Annotated in this window: 14 protein-coding genes; 11 read left to right on the forward strand and 3 right to left on the reverse strand. The window is 74.2% G+C overall.

The genetic code is table 11. The features are described from left to right. The first annotated feature begins 59 nt into the window (after positions 1–59). From GA0070616_RS19630 to GA0070616_RS19660, 7 genes are all read left to right on the forward strand, one after another. Positions 60–557: an SPFH domain-containing protein gene (locus GA0070616_RS19630; protein ID WP_091085010.1), complete on the forward strand. Its 498-nt coding sequence runs from the start codon at positions 60–62 to the stop codon at positions 555–557. Positions 558–668: 111 nt separating this feature from the next. After that, positions 669–1,232, forward strand: coding sequence for a YceD family protein (locus tag GA0070616_RS19635; RefSeq protein WP_091085015.1), 564 nt, complete (start codon positions 669–671; stop codon positions 1,230–1,232). Between the two features lie 5 nt (positions 1,233–1,237). After that, on the forward strand, positions 1,238–1,411 hold the full coding sequence (gene rpmF / locus GA0070616_RS19640; protein ID WP_046569543.1) for a 50S ribosomal protein L32: 174 nt from the start codon (positions 1,238–1,240) through the stop codon (positions 1,409–1,411). A 135-nt stretch (positions 1,412–1,546) separates the two neighbouring features. Continuing rightward, positions 1,547–2,509: a phosphate acyltransferase PlsX gene (locus GA0070616_RS19645; protein WP_245712999.1), complete on the forward strand. Its 963-nt coding sequence runs from the start codon at positions 1,547–1,549 to the stop codon at positions 2,507–2,509. Next, on the forward strand, positions 2,506–3,312 hold the full coding sequence (gene rnc, locus GA0070616_RS19650; protein ID WP_091085019.1) for a ribonuclease III: 807 nt from the start codon (positions 2,506–2,508) through the stop codon (positions 3,310–3,312). The genes GA0070616_RS19645 and rnc overlap by 4 nt, the downstream gene beginning before the upstream one ends. After that, positions 3,305–4,162, forward strand: a complete 858-nt coding sequence (gene mutM, locus GA0070616_RS19655; protein WP_091085023.1) for a bifunctional DNA-formamidopyrimidine glycosylase/DNA-(apurinic or apyrimidinic site) lyase — start codon at positions 3,305–3,307, stop codon at positions 4,160–4,162. The genes rnc and mutM overlap by 8 nt, the downstream gene beginning before the upstream one ends. Before the next feature lie 211 nt (positions 4,163–4,373). Further along, a complete protein-coding gene (locus GA0070616_RS19660) occupies positions 4,374–6,590 on the forward strand; it encodes an MMPL family transporter (protein ID WP_091085028.1) in 2,217 nt (738 codons plus the stop codon). Between the two features lie 48 nt (positions 6,591–6,638). Here GA0070616_RS19660 and GA0070616_RS19665 read toward each other — a convergent pair whose 3' ends face one another. After that, positions 6,639–7,466 carry an endo alpha-1,4 polygalactosaminidase gene (locus tag GA0070616_RS19665; RefSeq protein ID WP_091091152.1) on the reverse strand — a complete coding sequence of 276 codons (828 nt, stop codon included), beginning with the start codon at positions 7,464–7,466 and terminating at the stop codon, positions 6,639–6,641. A 105-nt stretch (positions 7,467–7,571) separates the two neighbouring features. Next, a complete protein-coding gene (locus GA0070616_RS19670) occupies positions 7,572–8,948 on the reverse strand; it encodes a CAP domain-containing protein (protein WP_091085032.1) in 1,377 nt (458 codons plus the stop codon). A 372-nt stretch (positions 8,949–9,320) separates the two neighbouring features. Here GA0070616_RS19670 and GA0070616_RS19675 point away from each other — a divergent pair, with 372 nt between their 5' ends. The 3 genes from GA0070616_RS19675 to GA0070616_RS19685 all read left to right on the forward strand — a co-directional run bounded on the left by GA0070616_RS19675 (position 9,321) and on the right by GA0070616_RS19685 (position 14,043). Beyond that, positions 9,321–9,515 carry a hypothetical protein gene (locus GA0070616_RS19675; RefSeq protein ID WP_091085034.1) on the forward strand — a complete coding sequence of 65 codons (195 nt, stop codon included), beginning with the start codon at positions 9,321–9,323 and terminating at the stop codon, positions 9,513–9,515. Between the two features lie 314 nt (positions 9,516–9,829). Continuing rightward, positions 9,830–13,426 carry a chromosome segregation protein SMC gene (smc, locus tag GA0070616_RS19680; RefSeq protein ID WP_091085041.1) on the forward strand — a complete coding sequence of 1,199 codons (3,597 nt, stop codon included), beginning with the start codon at positions 9,830–9,832 and terminating at the stop codon, positions 13,424–13,426. Beyond that, a complete protein-coding gene (locus tag GA0070616_RS19685; RefSeq protein WP_091085044.1) occupies positions 13,423–14,043 on the forward strand; it encodes an HAD family hydrolase in 621 nt (206 codons plus the stop codon). The genes smc and GA0070616_RS19685 overlap by 4 nt, the downstream gene beginning before the upstream one ends. An 88-nt stretch (positions 14,044–14,131) precedes the next feature. On the opposite strand, the gene GA0070616_RS19690 is transcribed toward GA0070616_RS19685, so the two are convergent. Continuing rightward, entirely contained in the window at positions 14,132–15,841 is a 1,710-nt protein-coding gene (locus GA0070616_RS19690; RefSeq protein WP_091085048.1) for an alkaline phosphatase D family protein, read from the reverse strand. A gap of 152 nt (positions 15,842–15,993) precedes the next feature. Between GA0070616_RS19690 and ftsY the strand changes: the two genes are divergently transcribed. Further along, entirely contained in the window at positions 15,994–17,175 is a 1,182-nt protein-coding gene (gene ftsY, locus GA0070616_RS19695; RefSeq protein ID WP_091085051.1) for a signal recognition particle-docking protein FtsY, read from the forward strand. Positions 17,176–17,180 lie beyond the last annotated feature (5 nt).

A 17,180-nucleotide genomic window follows, 5' to 3' on the forward strand; every position in this document is an offset into this window, starting at 1 on the left:
AAACCGGCCGGAGCCCGCATGATGTAGGTCGGCCGACGAACGACAGGGGTGAGGTACCGGTGGACCCGCTCGACCGCATCGACGAACTGATCGCTCTGGTGGAGCAGGCCCGCTCCGTCCCGATGTCGCGCAACAACTGCATGGTCGACCGGGGTGAGATGATCACGGCTCTCGACGAGCTGCGCGCCGAGTTGCCGGCGGACCTGCGCCGGGCCGCGGCCCTGCTCGAGGAGCGGGACAAGATCATGGAGGCCGGCAAGCGGGAGGCCGACCGGATCATCAGCGAGGGTGAGGCGGAACACGCCCGCCTGGTATCGGTGAACGAGATCACCGTTTCCGCCGAGCACGAGGGCGCGCGGATCGTCGCGGAGGCCAGGGCCGAGGCGCAGCGCCTGCGCGAGGAGGTCGACGACTACGTCGACACCGCGCTGGCCAACTTCGAGCAGTTCCTGACCCGGGCCCTCGCGTCGATCGAGCGCGGCCGGGACAAGATGCACGCGCTGCGGGAGATCGGCACCTTCGCCGGGGACGAGGCCGAGCGCCCGCTACCCTTCTGAGCGGCACCTCACCAGCCGACACGTCGGGGGTGGGCGTCGCCCCCGGTTCGACGGTGGGGCGGCCGCCCAGGTAACCTCTTTTGTCGGCCTCTCACCGGCCGGAGTCTGACTATGCCCAAGAACTCGCCATCGACACTCGACCCCAGGTCGCCGCTGGTCCTCGACACGAGGGACCTGCCGCGTCGGCCTGGAGCGATGCGTACGGTCAAGCGGGTGGCGACGGCACCGGCGGACCTCGGCGTGGAGTTGATCGGCGTGCCGGAGGGCGCGGACCTCGACCTCGATCTGAGGCTGGAGTCGGTGTCCGAGGGCGTGCTCGTCTCGGGGACCGTCACCGGTCCCGTGCGGGGCGAGTGTGGTCGCTGCCTTCGCGAGATCGACGACTCGGTGGCCGTGACCGTCCAGGAGCTGTACGCGTACGAGAACAGCACCACGGACGACACGACCGACGAGGACGAGGTGGGCCGGATGCAGGGAGACCTGATCGACCTGGAGCCGGCGTTGCGGGACGCGGTGGTGCTCGCGCTGCCGACCAACCCGCTGTGCCGGGAGGACTGCCCGGGCCTGTGCCCCGAATGCGGGGTGCACCGGGACGACCTGCCGGCCGACCACAGCCACCAGCAGGTCGACCCGCGTTGGGCGGGCCTGTCGCAACTGACCCGTAAAGAGGAGTAGGAACCGTGGCCGTCCCCAAGCGCAAGATGTCGCGCAGCAACACCCGCGCCCGCCGGGCGAACTGGAAGGCCACGGCGGTCGCGACCGTGGCGTGCCCGCAGTGCAAGTCGGCGAAGCTGCCGCACGCCGCCTGCTCCGTCTGCGGCACCTACAACGGCCGCCAGGTCCTCGAGGTCTGACCTGGACGCCGAGTGACGTCCCCGGCCCCTGGTCGGGTGACGCGCGCACCCTGGCAATCGCCCGGTTCCCCGGCTCCCTCCGACGCCGGCCGGCCCGCTGCGGCCGGCTCTGGATCGGAGCCGGGGACCGCGCGGATCGCCGTTGACCTCCTCGGCGGGGACGACGCTCCCGCCGTGGTGGTGGACGGCGCTCTGCGGGCCGTACGCGCCGACCCGGACCTGCACCTGCTGCTCGTCGGCCCGACCGAGGTGGCCGGCGCGGTGGTCGACGCCCTCGATCCGGTGCAACGCGCCCGCATCACGGTGCGTCCGGTGCACGCCGCCGTGGGAATGGCCGACCATCCCAGCGCGGCCCGCGGTGAGTCGACCGTGCGGGCCGCCGTGGCCGCCATCCGGGCCGGCCTCGCCGACGCCCTGGTCTCGGCCGGTTCCACCGGCGCCACCGTCACCGCCGCCTCGCTCGGCCTCGGCCGCTGGCCCGACGTGCGGCGACCGGCCCTCGTCGCCACCCTCCCCGCCGTCGGTGGTCCCGTCGTGCTGCTCGACGTCGGCGGGTCACTGGAACCCCGTCCGGGCACCCTGGCCCGGCACGCCCTGTTCGGCGCCGCCTACGCGGCCGTCGCGCACGCCGTGGCCGAACCCCGGGTCGGACTGCTGTCCGTCGGCACGGAGACCGGCAAGGGTGACCGGGCCCGCCGGCAGACCGATCCGGCGTTGCGGGCCGCCCTGCTGCCCTGCGACGCCCGCTACGTCGGCCTCGTCGAGGGTTACGACGTCTGCCTCGGCACGCGCGCCGATGTGGTCGTCACCGACGGGTTCACCGGTAACGTCCTGCTCAAAGCCGTCGAGGGCGCGTACGCCATGGCCGGCGGCCCGCCCGCCGGTGGCCGGGCCCCCCGGGCTGCCGCCCTGCTCGGGGTGGCCGGGACGGTCGTCGTCTGCCACGGCGCGGCCGTCGGTGAAGACGTGGCCTCCGGCATCGCCCTCGCCGCTCACCTGTGGCGCCGGGGCGCCACCGACCGGGTCTCCGCGCTGCTGTACGGCGGCGGCACGGAGGACCGCACCGACCGCTCCACCGACACCGAGGTACGCACATGAGCTACGACAAGCGGCGGCGAGCGTCCGTCGGCCACCTGGAGGCCGCGTTCGGCGTGTCCCTCGACCCGGACCTGCTGGAACGGGCCCTGACCCACCGTTCGTACGCGTACGAGAACGGTGGCCTGCCCACGAACGAGCGGCTGGAGTTCCTCGGCGACTCGGTGCTCGGCGTGGTGATCACCACCGCCCTGTTCCACAACCACCCGGACCTGCCCGAGGGGCAGTTGGCGAAGCTGCGGGCCAGCGTGGTCAACATGCGGGCCCTCGCCGATGTGGCGCGGGGCCTCGGACCGGACGGCCTCGGGGCGTACCTGCTGCTCGGCAAGGGGGAGGAGAGCACCGGCGGCCGGGACAAGGCCAGCATCCTCGCCGACACCCTGGAGGCGTTGCTCGGCGCGATCTACCTCCAGTACGGGCTGGACACCGCGGCGGCGGTCATCCACCGGCTGTTCGACCCGCTGATGGCCGAGTCGGCGGGCCGGGGCGCGGCGCTGGACTGGAAGACCAGCCTCCAGGAGCTGACCGCCGCGCTGGGGCTGGGCGTGCCCGAGTACCGCATCGAGGGCACCGGCCCCGACCACCTGAAGACCTTCACGGCGTGGGTGGTGGTGGCCGGCAACCGGTACGGCGGCGCCGAGGGGCGCAGCAAGAAGGAGGCCGAGCAGCGCGCGGCCGAGGCAGCCTGGCGGACCCTGACCGAGCAGGCCGAGGCCGAGGCCGCCACGGCCTCCGCGGCGGTGCCGGACACCGTGACCGGGGACGGGCACGGCGCGGCCGAGCCCGCGGAGGCGCGCCGTGCCTGAGCTGCCCGAGGTGGAGACCGTCCGGCAGGGCCTGGCCCAGTGGGTCATCGGCCGCCGGATCGCCTCGGTCGAGGTGCGCCACCCCCGGGCCGTGCGCCGGCACGTCCCCGGCGGCGCGCACTTCGCCGCCGTGCTGGCCGGCCGGTCGGTGCTCGACGTCCGCCGTCGGGGCAAGTACCTGTGGCTGCCGCTCGACAGCGGCGACGCGGTGGTCGGTCACCTCGGCATGTCGGGGCAACTGCTGCTGCAACCGGCCGTCGCCCCGGACGAGACGCACCTGCGGGTCCGGTTCCGGTTCGCCGACGACGGGCCCGAGCTGCGCTTCGTCGACCAGCGCACGTTCGGCGGGCTGTCGGTCAGCGAGGGCGGGGCGGAACTGCCGGCGGAGATCGCGCACATCGCCCGGGACCCGATGGACCCGCAGTTCTCCGACGCCGGGTTCACGACGGCGCTGCGCCGCCGGCGTACGGAGGTCAAGCGGGCCCTGCTCGACCAGACCCTGATCTCCGGGGTCGGCAACATCTACGCCGACGAGGCGCTGTGGCGGGCCGGGCTGCACGGCCTGCGACCCACGGACGCGCTGACCGGCCCGGCCGTGGGTCGGCTGCTCGGGCACGTGCGGGACGTGCTCGGCGAGGCCGTCAAGGAGGGTGGCACCAGCTTCGACGCCCTCTACGTCAACGTCAACGGCGAGAGTGGCTACTTCGACCGGGCACTGAACGTGTACGGCCGGGAGGGCCAGCCGTGCCGTCGGTGCGGTACGCCGATCCGCCGCGAGGCGTTCATGAACCGGTCGTCGTTCAGCTGCCCACGCTGCCAGCCGCGTCCTCGGGGTGCGCGCCGGGGTTGACCCGGAGCGCTCTCCGGGTCGCCGTCGGCGCGTCGGCGTCCCCGGTCCGGGAGGTGCCCGCACGTCGGGTGTCGCGCCCGGGCCGGTGCCCGGCCCGGGCCGCCCACGGGGATCCGGGGGCGGGCGGGGTGATCCCCGATGTGCCTGCCCGCCCACGCTCCTAGCGTCAGCACAGGTCGGCAGATGGCCGACCTGAAGGGGGGCCCGGCGGATGAGGGCGAGACCGGTGACGGTGCGGCTGGCGCGGTGGAGCGCCGAACACCCGTGGCGGGCGATCGCGATGTGGGTGGTGTTCGTGGCCGTGTGCTTCGTCGGCGGGAACGCCGCCGGGCTGAACGAGGCCACCGACGCCGACCAGGCGATCGGTGAGTCCGGCCGGGCGGGACTGATCGTGGCCGACGGGGACTTCACCGACCCGGCCACGGAGAACGTGCTGATCACCGCCCGGGACGGGCGGCTCGACCCGGCCGCCGCGCGGGCCGCCGCCGACGACGCGTCGGCGCGGCTGCGCGGGGTGCCGGGGGTCGCCGGGGTGGCCGCACCGGTGCCGTCGCGGGACGGCTCGGCCCTGCTGGTCGCGATCACCATGTCCGGGGACCCGGAGACGGCGTCCGACCGGGTGCAGCCGTTGCGCGACGCCACCGCCGAGGTCCAGCGGGCGCACCCGGCGCTGCGGGTGGAACAGGTGGGCGGGCCGTCGATCGGCAAGGCGCTGGACGACACGCTCGGCGCCGACTTCAAACGGGCCGAACTGCTCAGCCTGCCGGTGACCCTGGCCATCCTGATCGTCGCGTTCGGTGCGCTGATCGCCGCGAGCGTGCCGGTGCTGCTGGCGCTGTCCTCGGTGGCCGCCGCGATGGGGTTGTCCACCCTCGCCTCCCACCTGGTGCCGGCGACCGACACCACGGCCAGCGTGATCCTGCTGATCGGCCTGGCGGTCGGGGTGGACTACTCGCTGTTCTACGTGCGACGGGAGCGGGAGGAGCGGGCGAAGGGTCGCTCCGGCCTGGACGCGGTGGAGATCGCCGCGGAGACCTCCGGCCACGCCGTCGTGGTGTCCGGGTTCGCCGTGATCATCTCGATGGCCGGTCTGCTGTTGGCCGGCGACGCGGTCTTCTCCTCCCTCGCGGTGGGGTCGATCCTGGTGGTCGCGGTCGCGGTGACCGGCTCGCTGACCGTGCTGCCGGGGCTGCTGGCGAAACTCGGGCGCTGGGTCGACCGGCCCCGGGTCCCGTTGCTGTGGCGGTTGACCGCCGCGCGTACCGGGCGGCACGGGGCGCCGGGCACGCCGCGGTTCTGGCCGGCGGTGCTCCGGCCGGCCCTGCGGGCGCCGGTGGCCACCCTGGTCGTCTCGGTCGGGCTGCTGCTGGCGCTGGCCGCGCCCGCGCTGGGCATGAAGCTGAAGTTCCCCGGCATGGAGGACCTGCCGCGCAACACCGCGGCCATGCAGGCGTACGACCGGCTCACCATCGCCTTCCCGAGCACCGGCACCACGCACACGGTGGCGGTACGCGCGCCGGCCGCCGAGGCCGAGCGGGTACGCGCGGCGCTGACCACGCTCGCCGGCCGGGCCGCCGCCGACCCGCTCTTCGCGCCGGCCGAGGGGGACGGTCCGGAGGTCGAGGTGTCGGCGGACCGCCGGGTGTCGGTGCTCCAGGTCGCCACCCCGTACGCCAGCCGTACCGACGAGGCGGTGCGTTCACTGGAGCGGCTGCGCGGTGACCTGGTTCCGGCCGCGCTGGGCGGCCTGCCGGGCGTCGAGTACGCGGTGGGCGGCGGGGTGGCCGCCAGCGAGGACTACGCGGGGCACATCGGGAGGAAGCTGCCGATCGTGATGGGTTTCGTGCTGGCGCTCACCTTCCTGGTGATGACCTGGACGTTCCGGTCGGTGGTGGTGGCGGTCAGCTCCATCGCGTTGAACCTGCTGTCGGCGGGTGCCGCGTACGGCCTGCTGGTGCTCGTCTTCCAGGGCGAGTGGGCGGAGGATCTGCTCGGCTTCACCTCGATGGGCGCGATCGTGTCCTGGCTGCCGTTGTTCCTGTTCGTGGTGTTGTTCGGGCTGTCCATGGACTATCACGTCTTCGTGGTCAGCCGGATCCGCGAGGCGGTGGGGGCCGGCATGTCCAACCGGGACGCCGTGGCGCACGGGATCACCTCGTCGGCCGGGGTGGTGACCAGCGCCGCGGTGGTGATGGTCGCCGTGTTCTCGATCTTCGCCACGCTGAGCACGGTGGACATGAAGCAGCTCGGCGTCGGGCTGGCGGCGGCGATCCTGTTGGACGCGACGATCATCCGGGCGGTGGTCCTGCCGGCGCTGATGACGATGCTCGGTGACGCCAACTGGTGGGCCCCGCGCTTCCTGCGCCCCCGTCCGGCCCCGGCCGCGCCACCGCCGGCCCCGGCCCCGGAACTGGTCACGGCCACCTGACCCGGTCGCGCCCACCCCGTCCGCCGCTCCGGGGCGGGGTGGGCGCGGTCAGGGGCAGGGCAGCCGCCAGGCGTCCAGGGCACGGTTCTTGCGGATCGAGACGAAGCCGTAGCCCACCGACGTGACGCAGAAGTCGGCGGTCGATCCGGTGTACTCGACGTGGAAGACCGGCTTGCCGGCGTCGACGAACGGCAGCAGCTTCTCGCACCGCCGCAGCCGGACACACTCCGCGTCGACGGCGAAATCCAGATCGGGGGCGAGGGTGGCCACCTGGGTCAGGTTCCCCAGCAGCCCGGGGGAGAGATCCAGCGAGCGGGCCAGGTCGGCCAGCCGGCGGACGTGGCGCACCTGGTCGTCGAAGCTGAGCGGGAAGCCGGTACGCCGGGTGTGGCCGTCCGCGTCGGCGAGCAGCACCCCGCCGAACCCCTTGCCCCGGCACAGCCGCAACCGGTCGGCCAGGACCGGCCGCAGCACGTCCCAGTTCCGCACGTCGAGCCAGCGGCCTCCCGGGTGACGGTCGGTCGCGGTGCCCCGTACCGCGGCGGGGAATCGGTCCGTGTCCGGGTCGGTGTCGCGTACCGAGCCGACGTGCACCTGGCAGACCAGCCGGCGGCCCCGGGAGCGCAGCTCGGCGGTCTGCGCCGAGGTGGTGGTGACCGGGTCGAGCACGAACACGTCGGCCTCGACCGTGGTGTCCAGCTCCCCGGTGAGCTGCCACTGCCACTGCCACTGCCGGGCGGAGGCGGTGGGCCACGGGTCATCCGGCTCGGCCAGTTCCACCCGGCAGGCGGACAGTGGGGCCGCCAGGGCGAGCGTCAGGGCGGCGGGCAGCGCGCGGCGCAGCGTCCGCCCGACGGTGGCCAGCCGGATCCGCATCGGCAGCTCCCGGGTCACAGGTGGCGGACCCGCCACCCTGCCGGTACGCCGGGCCCGGCGCACCTCACCCGGTCGAACGAGTGCCGACCCGGCGACGACTCGCCGTCAGCGCGGCGTGGCGAAGACCTGGGTCCAGTACGGCCCGTTGCTGTTGGCCACGCCCACGCCGATCTCGGTGAACGAGCAGTTGAGGATGTTGGCACGGTGCCCGTCGCTGTTCATCCAGGCAGCCATCACCGCCTCGGGGGTCTTCTGGTTCCAGGCGACGTTCTCGCCGTAGGTACGCCACTGGTAGCCCACCCGCTCGATGCGGTCGCCAGGATTGCTGCCGTCACTGCCGGTGTGTGACATGTTCCGGTGGTCGGCCTGGTCCTGGCTGTGCCGCTGCGCGGCGGTGGTCAGCTTGTCGTCGATGCTGAGCGGGTCGCAGCCGGCCTTCGCCCGCTCGGCGTTGGCCAGCTTGACGACCTCGGCGGCCTGGCCGCCGGTCCCGGCCCCGGCCACGCCCGTGCGGGTGGGGCTGGCGCTGGGGGCCTTGCTGCGCTCGGTGGACTGCCGCGACGGCGCGGTGGTGCGCGACGGCGCCGGCTTGGCCTTCTTCGACGGCGACGGCGACGGGGAGGGCGAGGCCGTGCTCGGCGAGGCGCTCGGCGTCGGTGTGGCCAGGGCGTCCAGCGGGGACTCCTGCGGGCCCGTGGGCCCCTCGACGACAGCGATCGGTTCGTCGCCGGCGGTCGGGGCGGTGTGCCCGTCGTCGCCACCGGGCAGCGCGAGGGCGGCCACGCCCAGGCTGACCACGAGGGTGGCCGCCGCGGCTGCCCCGCCGAGCACGACGGGGCGGGAGAGCCGTCGGTCGGCGCGTCGCCCGGCCCCGGCCCGTCCGGCTCGGCGGATCGGCGTCGTGGCGGCCGGTGCGTGGTGCGCGGGCAGTTCGACGGGGGCGGTGGGGTCCTCCGCCGGCCACGCGCCGGCGGCCTGCTCGAACCGGCCGTCGCCGCCCGGGTACGGGTCGGGGTGCCGCTCGGCCGGGTACCAGCCGGTGTCCCGGGCGTCGGGACCGTCAGCCGGGTGGGGTGCCTGGCCGGCGACCGGGTACGGGTCCTGCCCGTGACCGGCGTGACCGTCCGGGTGGTACGGGGCGTGCTCGGACCCGCTGCTCCGGTGGCCGGTGGTGTCGGCGCGACCAGCACCGTGCCACCGCGACGCCGCCTGTTCGTCGGCGGTCCACTGGGCGGTGGCCCGGTCGTCGGCCGGCCACCGCTGCTCGTCGGCCCGCCACTGGTCGGTGGGCCGGTCGTCGGGCTGCCAACGTGCGGTGGGCTCGTCGCGGTGCCACTGGTCGGCGGGTCGGTCGGGCTCGTCGCCGAACAGGTAGGACGACCGGGGGGCCGGGCGGTCGGTCAGCCACTCCGGGTCCTCGCCCGCCGGCTGCTCCGGGTGTCGGGAGGCCGCCGGGTCGAACGGATCTGTCCAGCCGTACACGCCTGTCGCCTCCACGGGTCGGTTGCGGGCCGGGGTGACGCTACGTGCGCGCCGGGAGCCGGAGCAACGTGGCTAAGGAAGAGTTAAGGGGAGTGCGGACGGGTGGGTGGAGTGTTCCGCCGTTCCGGAGCGTAGAGTGAAACTGTCCGGACAGTGCGTGTCCGCGCCTGGTGGCAGCCCCCCGACAGGTGGTCAGGTGGACGTGGAGATGATCTACGGCCTGCGAAAACTTGACGAAGGAGGGGGTTGCGACTCAATATGTAGATGTCGCCAGTCGCGCCCAGTCATGCCCAGAATTCGCTGGGAAGGCAGCCGCGTACGAATGGGCGCGCGTTGGCCGGCCCTTCCGGCAGCGCATATCAAGGAGTAGTCATGGCTAAGGCCCTCTACGGCCACGTAAGCGCGGCGCCCGACCGGCGTCTGCTCGACGAGGTCACCCGACTGCGTGCCCGGGTCCAGTCGCTGGAGTTCGAGATCACGCGGCTGCGTGCCGAGAACGATCGGCTCGCGGCGGCCGCTGCGGAGGCGGACGACCTGCTCCGTCTCACCGAGCCCGCGCTGACCTGAGACCGCAGGTCGCCGACAACTGAATCGCACCACGTAACGAGCGCGCCGACACGTCATGTGCCGGCGCGCAGCTCTGTCCGGCCCCGTGCGCGGCTCTGTCCGGCCCCCCGTGCGCGGCCCCGCCCGGCCCCGTGCGCGGCCCCGCCCGGCCCCGTGCGCGGCCCCGCCCGCGGCCCGTCCACCAGGGCACCGGCCCGGCCGGCGGGGCGGGTCGCGTACCGTGACCTCCCCGGTCAGGGGTTAGTCTGCGGGTTCGCCACCGGGTCCCCGCAGTCGGCGACGGGTACGGCGGCCACCGGACGAGGATCGAGAAGGTGCATCTCAAGAGCCTGACGGTGAAGGGCTTCAAGTCCTTCGCCTCCGCGACGACGCTGAAGCTGGAGCCGGGCATCACCTGCGTGGTCGGCCCGAACGGCTCCGGCAAGTCCAACGTCGTCGACGCCATCGCCTGGGTGCTCGGCGAGCAGGGCGCGAAGGCGCTGCGCGGCGGCAAGATGGAGGACGTCATCTTCGCCGGCACCGCCGGCCGGGCCCCGCTGGGCCGGGCCGAGGTGACCCTGACGATCGACAACACCGACGGTGCGCTGCCGATCGAGTACACCGAGGTCTCCATCACCCGTCGGATGTTCCGCTCCGGCGAGAGCGAGTACGAGATCAACGGCGACACCTGCCGCCTGCTCGACATCCAGGAACTGCTCAGCGACTCCGGCATCGGCCGGGAGATGCACATCATCGTCGGGCAGGGCCGCCTCGACGGCATGCTGCACGCCAAGCCGGAGGACCGGCGGGCGTTCATCGAGGAGGCGGCCGGCGTCCTCAAGCACCGCAAGCGCAAGGAGAAGGCGCTGCGGAAGCTCGACGCGATGCAGACCAACCTCAACCGGCTCACCGACCTCACCGCCGAGCTGCGCCGCCAGCTCAAGCCCCTGGGCCGGCAGGCCGAGGTGGCCCGCCGGGCCGCCGCGATCCAGGCCAACCTGCGCGACGCCCGGCTGCGCCTGCTCGCCGACGACCTGGCCACCCTGCGCGCCACCCTCGACCGGGAGATCGCCGACGAGACGGCGGTGCGGCAGCGGCGGGAGCAGGTCGAGGCCGAGCACACGGAGGTCCAGGCCCGCCTCGGCGAACTGGAAGCAGCGCTGGCCGAGGACGCCCCGCTGCTGGCCGCCGCGCAGGACACCTGGTACAAGCTCTCCGCCCTGTCCGAACGGTTCCGCTCCATCGAACAGCTGGCCCGGGAACGCCTGCGCCACCTCAGTGCCACGCCCGACGACGAGCGCCCCGGCCGCGACCCCGACCAGTTGGAGGCCGAGTCGGAGCGGGTCCGCGAGCAGGAGGAGGAGCTGCGCGCGGCCCTCACCGACGACCAGATCCGACTTGCCGAGGCCGTCGAACACCGGCAGGAACTGGAACGGCAGCTCGCCGCCGCCGAACGGGAACTGGTGGCCGCCGCGAAGGCGATCGCGGACCGTCGGGAGGGCCTGGCCCGACTCACCGGCCAGGTCAACTCCGCCCGCGCCCGCACCACCAGTGCCGGGGAAGAGATCGAACGGCTCGCCGCCGCGCACACCGACGCCATGACCCGCGCCGAGCAGGCCCAGGCCGAGCTGGACGCGGTCGCCGAGCAGTCCACCGAGGCGGACCGCGACAACGCCGACCTCGACGCCCGGCACGCCGAGGCGGTGGCCGCCCAGGAGGGGGCGCAGGCCACCGTGCGGTCGCTGACCGACGCCGAGCGGGCCGCGGAGAAGGACGCCGCGAGCTGGAAGGCCCGGGAGGAGGCCCTTGCGTTGGGGCTGCGCCGCAAGGACGGCGCGGGCGCCCTGCTCGCCCGCGCGGACGAGGTGCCCGGCCTGCTGGGCAGTCTCGCGGGGCTGCTCACCGTCGCTCCCGGGCAGGAGGCGGCGCTGGCCGCCGCGCTGGGTGGGCTCGCCGACGCGGTGGCCGTCACCGGGGTGGACGAGGCCGTCGAGGCGATGCGGCTGCTGAAGATCGCCGACGCGGGGCGGGCCGGCCTGCTGGTCGGTGGTCCCGAGGGGCCGGGCATGGTCGGCGGCGCGGACGCGTTGCGCCCGGCACTGCCCGACGGGGCCCGGTGGGCACCCGACCTGGTCGAGTGCCCGCCACAGATCCGCCCGGCGGTGCACCGGGCGCTGCGCGACGTGGTGGTGGTCGCCGACCTGGCCGCCGCCGCCGACCTGGCTGCCGGCAACCCGCAGCTGCGTGCGGTGACCCCGGACGGTGACGTGGTCGGGGCGTACGCGGCGGCCGGCGGCTCGGCGAAGGCACCGAGCTTCATCGAGGTGCAGGCGGCTGTCGAGGAGGCCCGCACCAACCGGCTCGCCGCCGAGCGGACCGCCGCGGAGCTGCGCGAACAACTGGTCGACGCGCGGGCCGAGGTGGCCGGCGCGAAGGAGGCGGTGCAGCACGCCGCCGCCGCGAAGCGGGAGGCCGAGAGCCACCGCAACGCCGCCGCGCGGCGACTGGCGGAACTGGGGGCCGCCGCCCGCTCCGCGAAGGCGGAGACCGACCGGCTCGGCGAGTCCCGGTCCCGCGCCGAGGCGGCCCGGGAGCGGGACCTGACGGCCCTGACCGAACTGGAGGAGCGGCTGCGGTTGGCGGAGTCGACGCCGATCGACGCCGAGCCCTCCACGGAGGAACGCGACCAGCTCGCCGCGACGGTGCCCCGCGCCCGGCAGAACGAGATGGAGGTGCGGCTGGCGGTGCGTACCGCCGAGGAGCGGGTCGCCTCGATCGCCGGCCGGGCCGACTCGCTGCGTCGGCAGGCCGCCGCGGAGCGGGCCGCCCGGGAACGGGTGGCCGCCCGGCGGGCCGCCCGGGCCCGTGGCGCGGGCATCGCGAAGGCCGTGGCCGGCGGTGCGCGGGAGGCGTTGACCCGGCTCGCGGTCTCCGTCGCGCGGGCCGAGGAGCAGCGCGACGCCGTCGCGCGCGAGCGCGCCACCCGCGAGGCCGAGTTGCAGGAGGTACGCGGGGCGGCCAAGCGGCTCGGCGCGGAGCTGGAACGGCTGACCAGCCAGGTGCACCGGGACGAGGTGGCCCGCGCCGAGCAGCGGCTGCGCATCGAGCAGTTGGAGGCGAAGGCGGCCGAGGACTTCGGGCTGGACGTGGAGACCCTGGTCGCCGAGTACGGCCCGACGCAGCCCGTCCCGCCCACCCCGGCCGACGTGGCCGCCGCCGAACGGGACGGCCTGCCGGTGCCCGAACCGGTCCGCTACGAGCGGCCGGTCCAGGAGAAGCGGGCCGCCAAGGCGGAACGGGAGCTGGCCCTGCTGGGCAAGGTCAACCCGCTCGCCCTGGAGGAGTTCGCCGCGCTGGAGGAACGCTTCAAGTTCCTCTCCGAGCAGCTGGAGGACCTCAAGGCCACCCGGCGGGACCTGCTCACCGTGGTCAAGGACGTCGACGAGCGGATCCTGGAGGTCTTCGCCAGCGCCTTCGCCGACACCGCGCGGGAGTTCGAGCAGGTCTTCACGGTGCTGTTCCCCGGCGGCGAGGGCCGGCTGGTGCTCACCGAACCCGACGACCTGCTCACCACCGGCGTCGAGGTGGAGGCCCGGCCGCCCGGGAAGAGGATCAAGCGACTGTCGTTGCTGTCCGGCGGCGAGCGGTCGCTGACGGCGGTGGCGATGCTGGTGGCGATCTTCCGGGCCCGGCCCAGCCCGTTCTACATCATGGACGAGGTCGAGGCGGCCCTGGACGACGTGAACCTGGGCCGGCTCATCACGCTGCTGGCGCAGCTGCGGGAGAAGAGCCAGCTCATCGTCATCACCCACCAGAAGCGCACGATGGAAGTCGCCGACGCGCTCTACGGCGTGACCATGCGCGGCGGCGTGACACAGGTGATCAGCCAGCGGCTCAACCGGGCCGACGACGGGCAGGAGAACAACGAGTGAGTCGGGAACGCGCCACGGCGCTCCTGGTGGACTTCGACGGCGTGCTGCGCCGCTGGGACCCGGCGGTGGCCGCCGGGGTCGAGCGGGAGTACGGCCTCACCGAGGGCGTCCTCGGGGAGATCGCGATGTCGTGGGGGCTGCTCCAGCCCGTGCTGACCGGCCGGGTCAGCCACGCCGGCTGGATGGCCAGCGTCGCCGACGCGTTGATCCCGTCGGTCGGTGACCCGGCGCGGGCCCGCGCGGCGGTCGAGCAGTGGCAACGCTACCGGGGCGAGGTCGACGCCGACGTGCTGGCGTTCGTCCGGGACGCCCGGGCGGCGGGGATCCGGGTGGGGTTGGGCACCAACGCCACCGACGTGCTCGATGACGACCTCGCGGCGCTCGGGCTCACCGGCGAGCTGGACGTGGTGGTCAACTCCTCCGTCGTGGGCGTGCACAAGCCGGCGAAGGAGTACTTCGAGGCGGCCTGCGCCGCGCTGGAGACCCCGCCGTCGCGGGTGCTGTTCGTCGACGACGAGGACCGGGCGGTGCGCGGTGCCCGGGTCGCCGGCCTGTCCGCGCACCGCTGGAGCGGGCCGGGCGACCTGGGCTACCTGCGGCGGGCCCTGGCGTCCTGAACCACCCACCGGCGAGCGCCGTGGACACCGCTCGCCGCCGAGCGCCGTCGACGCGGTCCCGGATCAGGTCCGCCACGTGCCCCGGGGCTCAGTCGGCGGTGGCGAGCTGCTGCCGGGCCACCTCGCGCAGGTGACCGTCGGAGGTGGTGCCCTCGATCACCACCTCCGACGCCCGGCCGGAGTGGGTCAGCGTCGCCACCGCGTTGCCGAAGTAGGGGCCGGCCAGCTTCCTCCACCGCACCGAGGGGCGGCGCACCCCGGCCGAGCGGGCCAGGGCCCGGGTCACCCCCGACGGGCCGGCCGACCAGCCGAGCCGCATCAGCGGTCGCAGGCCCGCCGGCACCTGGTTGTGCAAGGGTGAGCAGGTGAGCTGGTGCACCGGGGTGCGGACGGCGGCGTCGGTGAACCGGGCCCGGGCCACGTACGAGTGGTGCACGTCACCGGACAACACGCTGATCGACGCCGGGGGCGGGTACGCCGGCCCGGAGCCCTTGCGGTCGTCGGGTGCGCCGGGGGTGCCGCTGCCCAGCCGGGCGAACAGCGCGCCGAGGGCTTCGAAGGAGCGCCGGAACGCGGCCCAGTGTTCGAGGTCGATCCCGCGGCGCAGCTTCTCGGCCAGCCCGGCGACCCACGGCCGCCGGGAGTCGGCCAGCTTCTCGTTCCACGACTCGACGTGGTGGATGCCGGGCGGCAGCAGCCAGGGCAGCGAGGAACCGACCACCAGGTGGTCGTAGACGCCGTGCGCCCGGTCGAGGAACCAGGCCCACTCGCCCGCCGGAAGCATCGCCCGCCGGGTGGGTTCCAGGACCCGGCTGCACCGGTTGTCGAGCATGACCAGCCGGGTGCGGCCCAGGTCGAGGGAGTAGCTCCACTGGTACTGCACGGCCCGCCAGCGCTCCGTGTCGTGGGCGAGGTCGGCCTCGGTGTCGACGCGTCGGCCGAACTCGTGCAGCACGGACGTGGCGTCCCCGGCGGCGGTGACCTTCGCGTACAGGGGGTCGGCGGCGATCTCGTCCGGGTCGAGGTTGCCCAGGTGCTGGTACACCCAGTAGGAGGCGAGGCCGCTGGTGATCCGCTCGGCCCACCAGGGCTGCTCGCGCATGTCGGCCCGCCAGGAGGCGGAGGTGTTCCAGTCGTCGATCACCTCGTGGTCGTCGAAGATCATCACGCTGGGCACGGTGGAGAACAGCCAGCGGATCTCCGGGTCCCGCCACGACTCCAGATAGAGCTTGGTGTACTCGTCGAAGGTCACCACCTGGGTGGCCGGCGCGCCCTCCGGCCGGCGGCGGCGTCGCTTGAGCAGCCGCCGCACCGTGGGCGAGGTCTCGTCGGCGTACACCTGGTCGCCGAGCAGCACCAGCAGGTCGGGCCGGTCGGCGCGCTCGGGCGCGGCCAGCAGCCGGCGGGCGTACGCGTCGAGGGCGTCCGGCGGCAACCTGCGGGTGGTGGCGTGCTGGGTGGTCTCCCGACACGAGCCGAAGACCAACCGGACCGGCTGGTCGAGGTCGTCGGCCGTCCGGGTGCGGATCAGGCTGGGCGGGAACCGCCCGTCGGGCAGCGGCCACACCACCTGGTCGTCGAGCAGCACCTCGTAGCTGGTGGCGCTGCCGGGGGTGAGACCCGCCACGACGACGAGGGCGTAGTGGTGCTCGTACGCCGAGAAGGTGGGCGCGGAGCCGGTGGCGCCGTCGGCCGTGCGGACGGTCACCACCGCGGGCCCGCTGGTCTCCACCCAGACGGTGGCCCGCGTGCCGACGACCCGGCGCAGCAGGGGGCCGATGAGCAGCTCGGCGGGCATGCGGACCTCCAGGGGTGAGAGTGCTTCGTCCTTACTACCCGACCGGCGGTCGCGTCACTGCTGGGTGTGGGCGAGACTACCGTCGCGGTTCTCGCCGGTTCGCCGGGAGCGGTGGCTGAGACGCGGTCGCCGCCATCTGACAGGATTTCGGCATGACGGAATACCTCCTCATCGCTCTCGCCCTGCTCGGCGTGCTGATCATCGGCGGCATCGGGCTGGTCGTGCCGAAGCTGCGCCGGCGGCCGGAACCGCCGCTGCCGCGTACGGAGGTCGACACCCGGGCGGAGGAGGACCTGGCCGGCCCGCCGGTGCAGGTGCCGGAGTCCGACCTGTCCACCGGGATCCTGGTCGAGCCGCCGGTCGTCGCACCCCCGCCCGTGGAGGTGCCCGAGCCCACCGCCGGCCGGCTGGTGCGGCTGCGCTCCCGGCTGTCCCGTTCCCAGAACGTCTTCGGCCAGGGCCTGCTCGGCCTGCTCAGCCGCGACCGACTCGACGAGGACGTCTGGGAGGAGATCGAGGACAGCCTCATCACCGCCGACGTCGGCATCGACGCCACCCGCGAGATCGTCGACCGGCTCCGCGAGCGGACCCGGGTGCTCGGCACCCGCTCCGCCGCCGAGCTGCGTGCCCTGCTCGCCGCCGAGCTGGTCAACGCCCTCGACCCCGGCATGGACAGGTCGCTGCGGACCATCCCGACGCAGGGCGTGCCGGCGGTGCTGCTCGTGGTCGGGGTCAACGGCGCCGGCAAGACCACCACCTGCGGCAAGATCGCCCGGGTGCTGATCGCCGACGGCCGGACCGTGCTGCTCGGCGCGGCCGACACGTTCCGCGCAGCCGCCGCCGACCAGTTGGAGACGTGGGCCGGCCGGGTCGGCGCGGAGACCGTGCGCGGCCCGGAGGGCGCCGACCCGGCCAGCGTCGCCTTCGACGCGGTGAAGCGCGGCATCGACACCGGGGTGGACACCGTGCTCGTCGACACCGCCGGCCGCCTGCAGAACAAGATCGGCCTGATGGACGAGCTGGGCAAGGTCAAGCGGGTGGTGGAGAAGCACGGCCCGATCGACGAGACCCTGCTGGTGCTCGACGCCACGACCGGGCAGAACGGCCTGGAGCAGGCCCGGGTGTTCACCGAGGTGGTCAACGTGACCGGGGTGGTGCTGACCAAGCTCGACGGCACCGCCAAGGGTGGCATCGTGATCGCCGTGCAGCGCAAGCTCGGCATCCCGGTAAAGCTGGTCGGCCTCGGTGAGGGCCCCGACGACCTGGCCCCGTTCGACCCGGCGCAGTTCGTGGACGCGCTGCTGGGCACCGAGGCCCCCGGCCGGGACGCGTAACCTTC

The sequence above is a fragment of the Micromonospora nigra genome, assembly GCF_900091585.1.
In the GTDB taxonomy this organism is placed as follows: domain Bacteria; phylum Actinomycetota; class Actinomycetes; order Mycobacteriales; family Micromonosporaceae; genus Micromonospora; species Micromonospora nigra.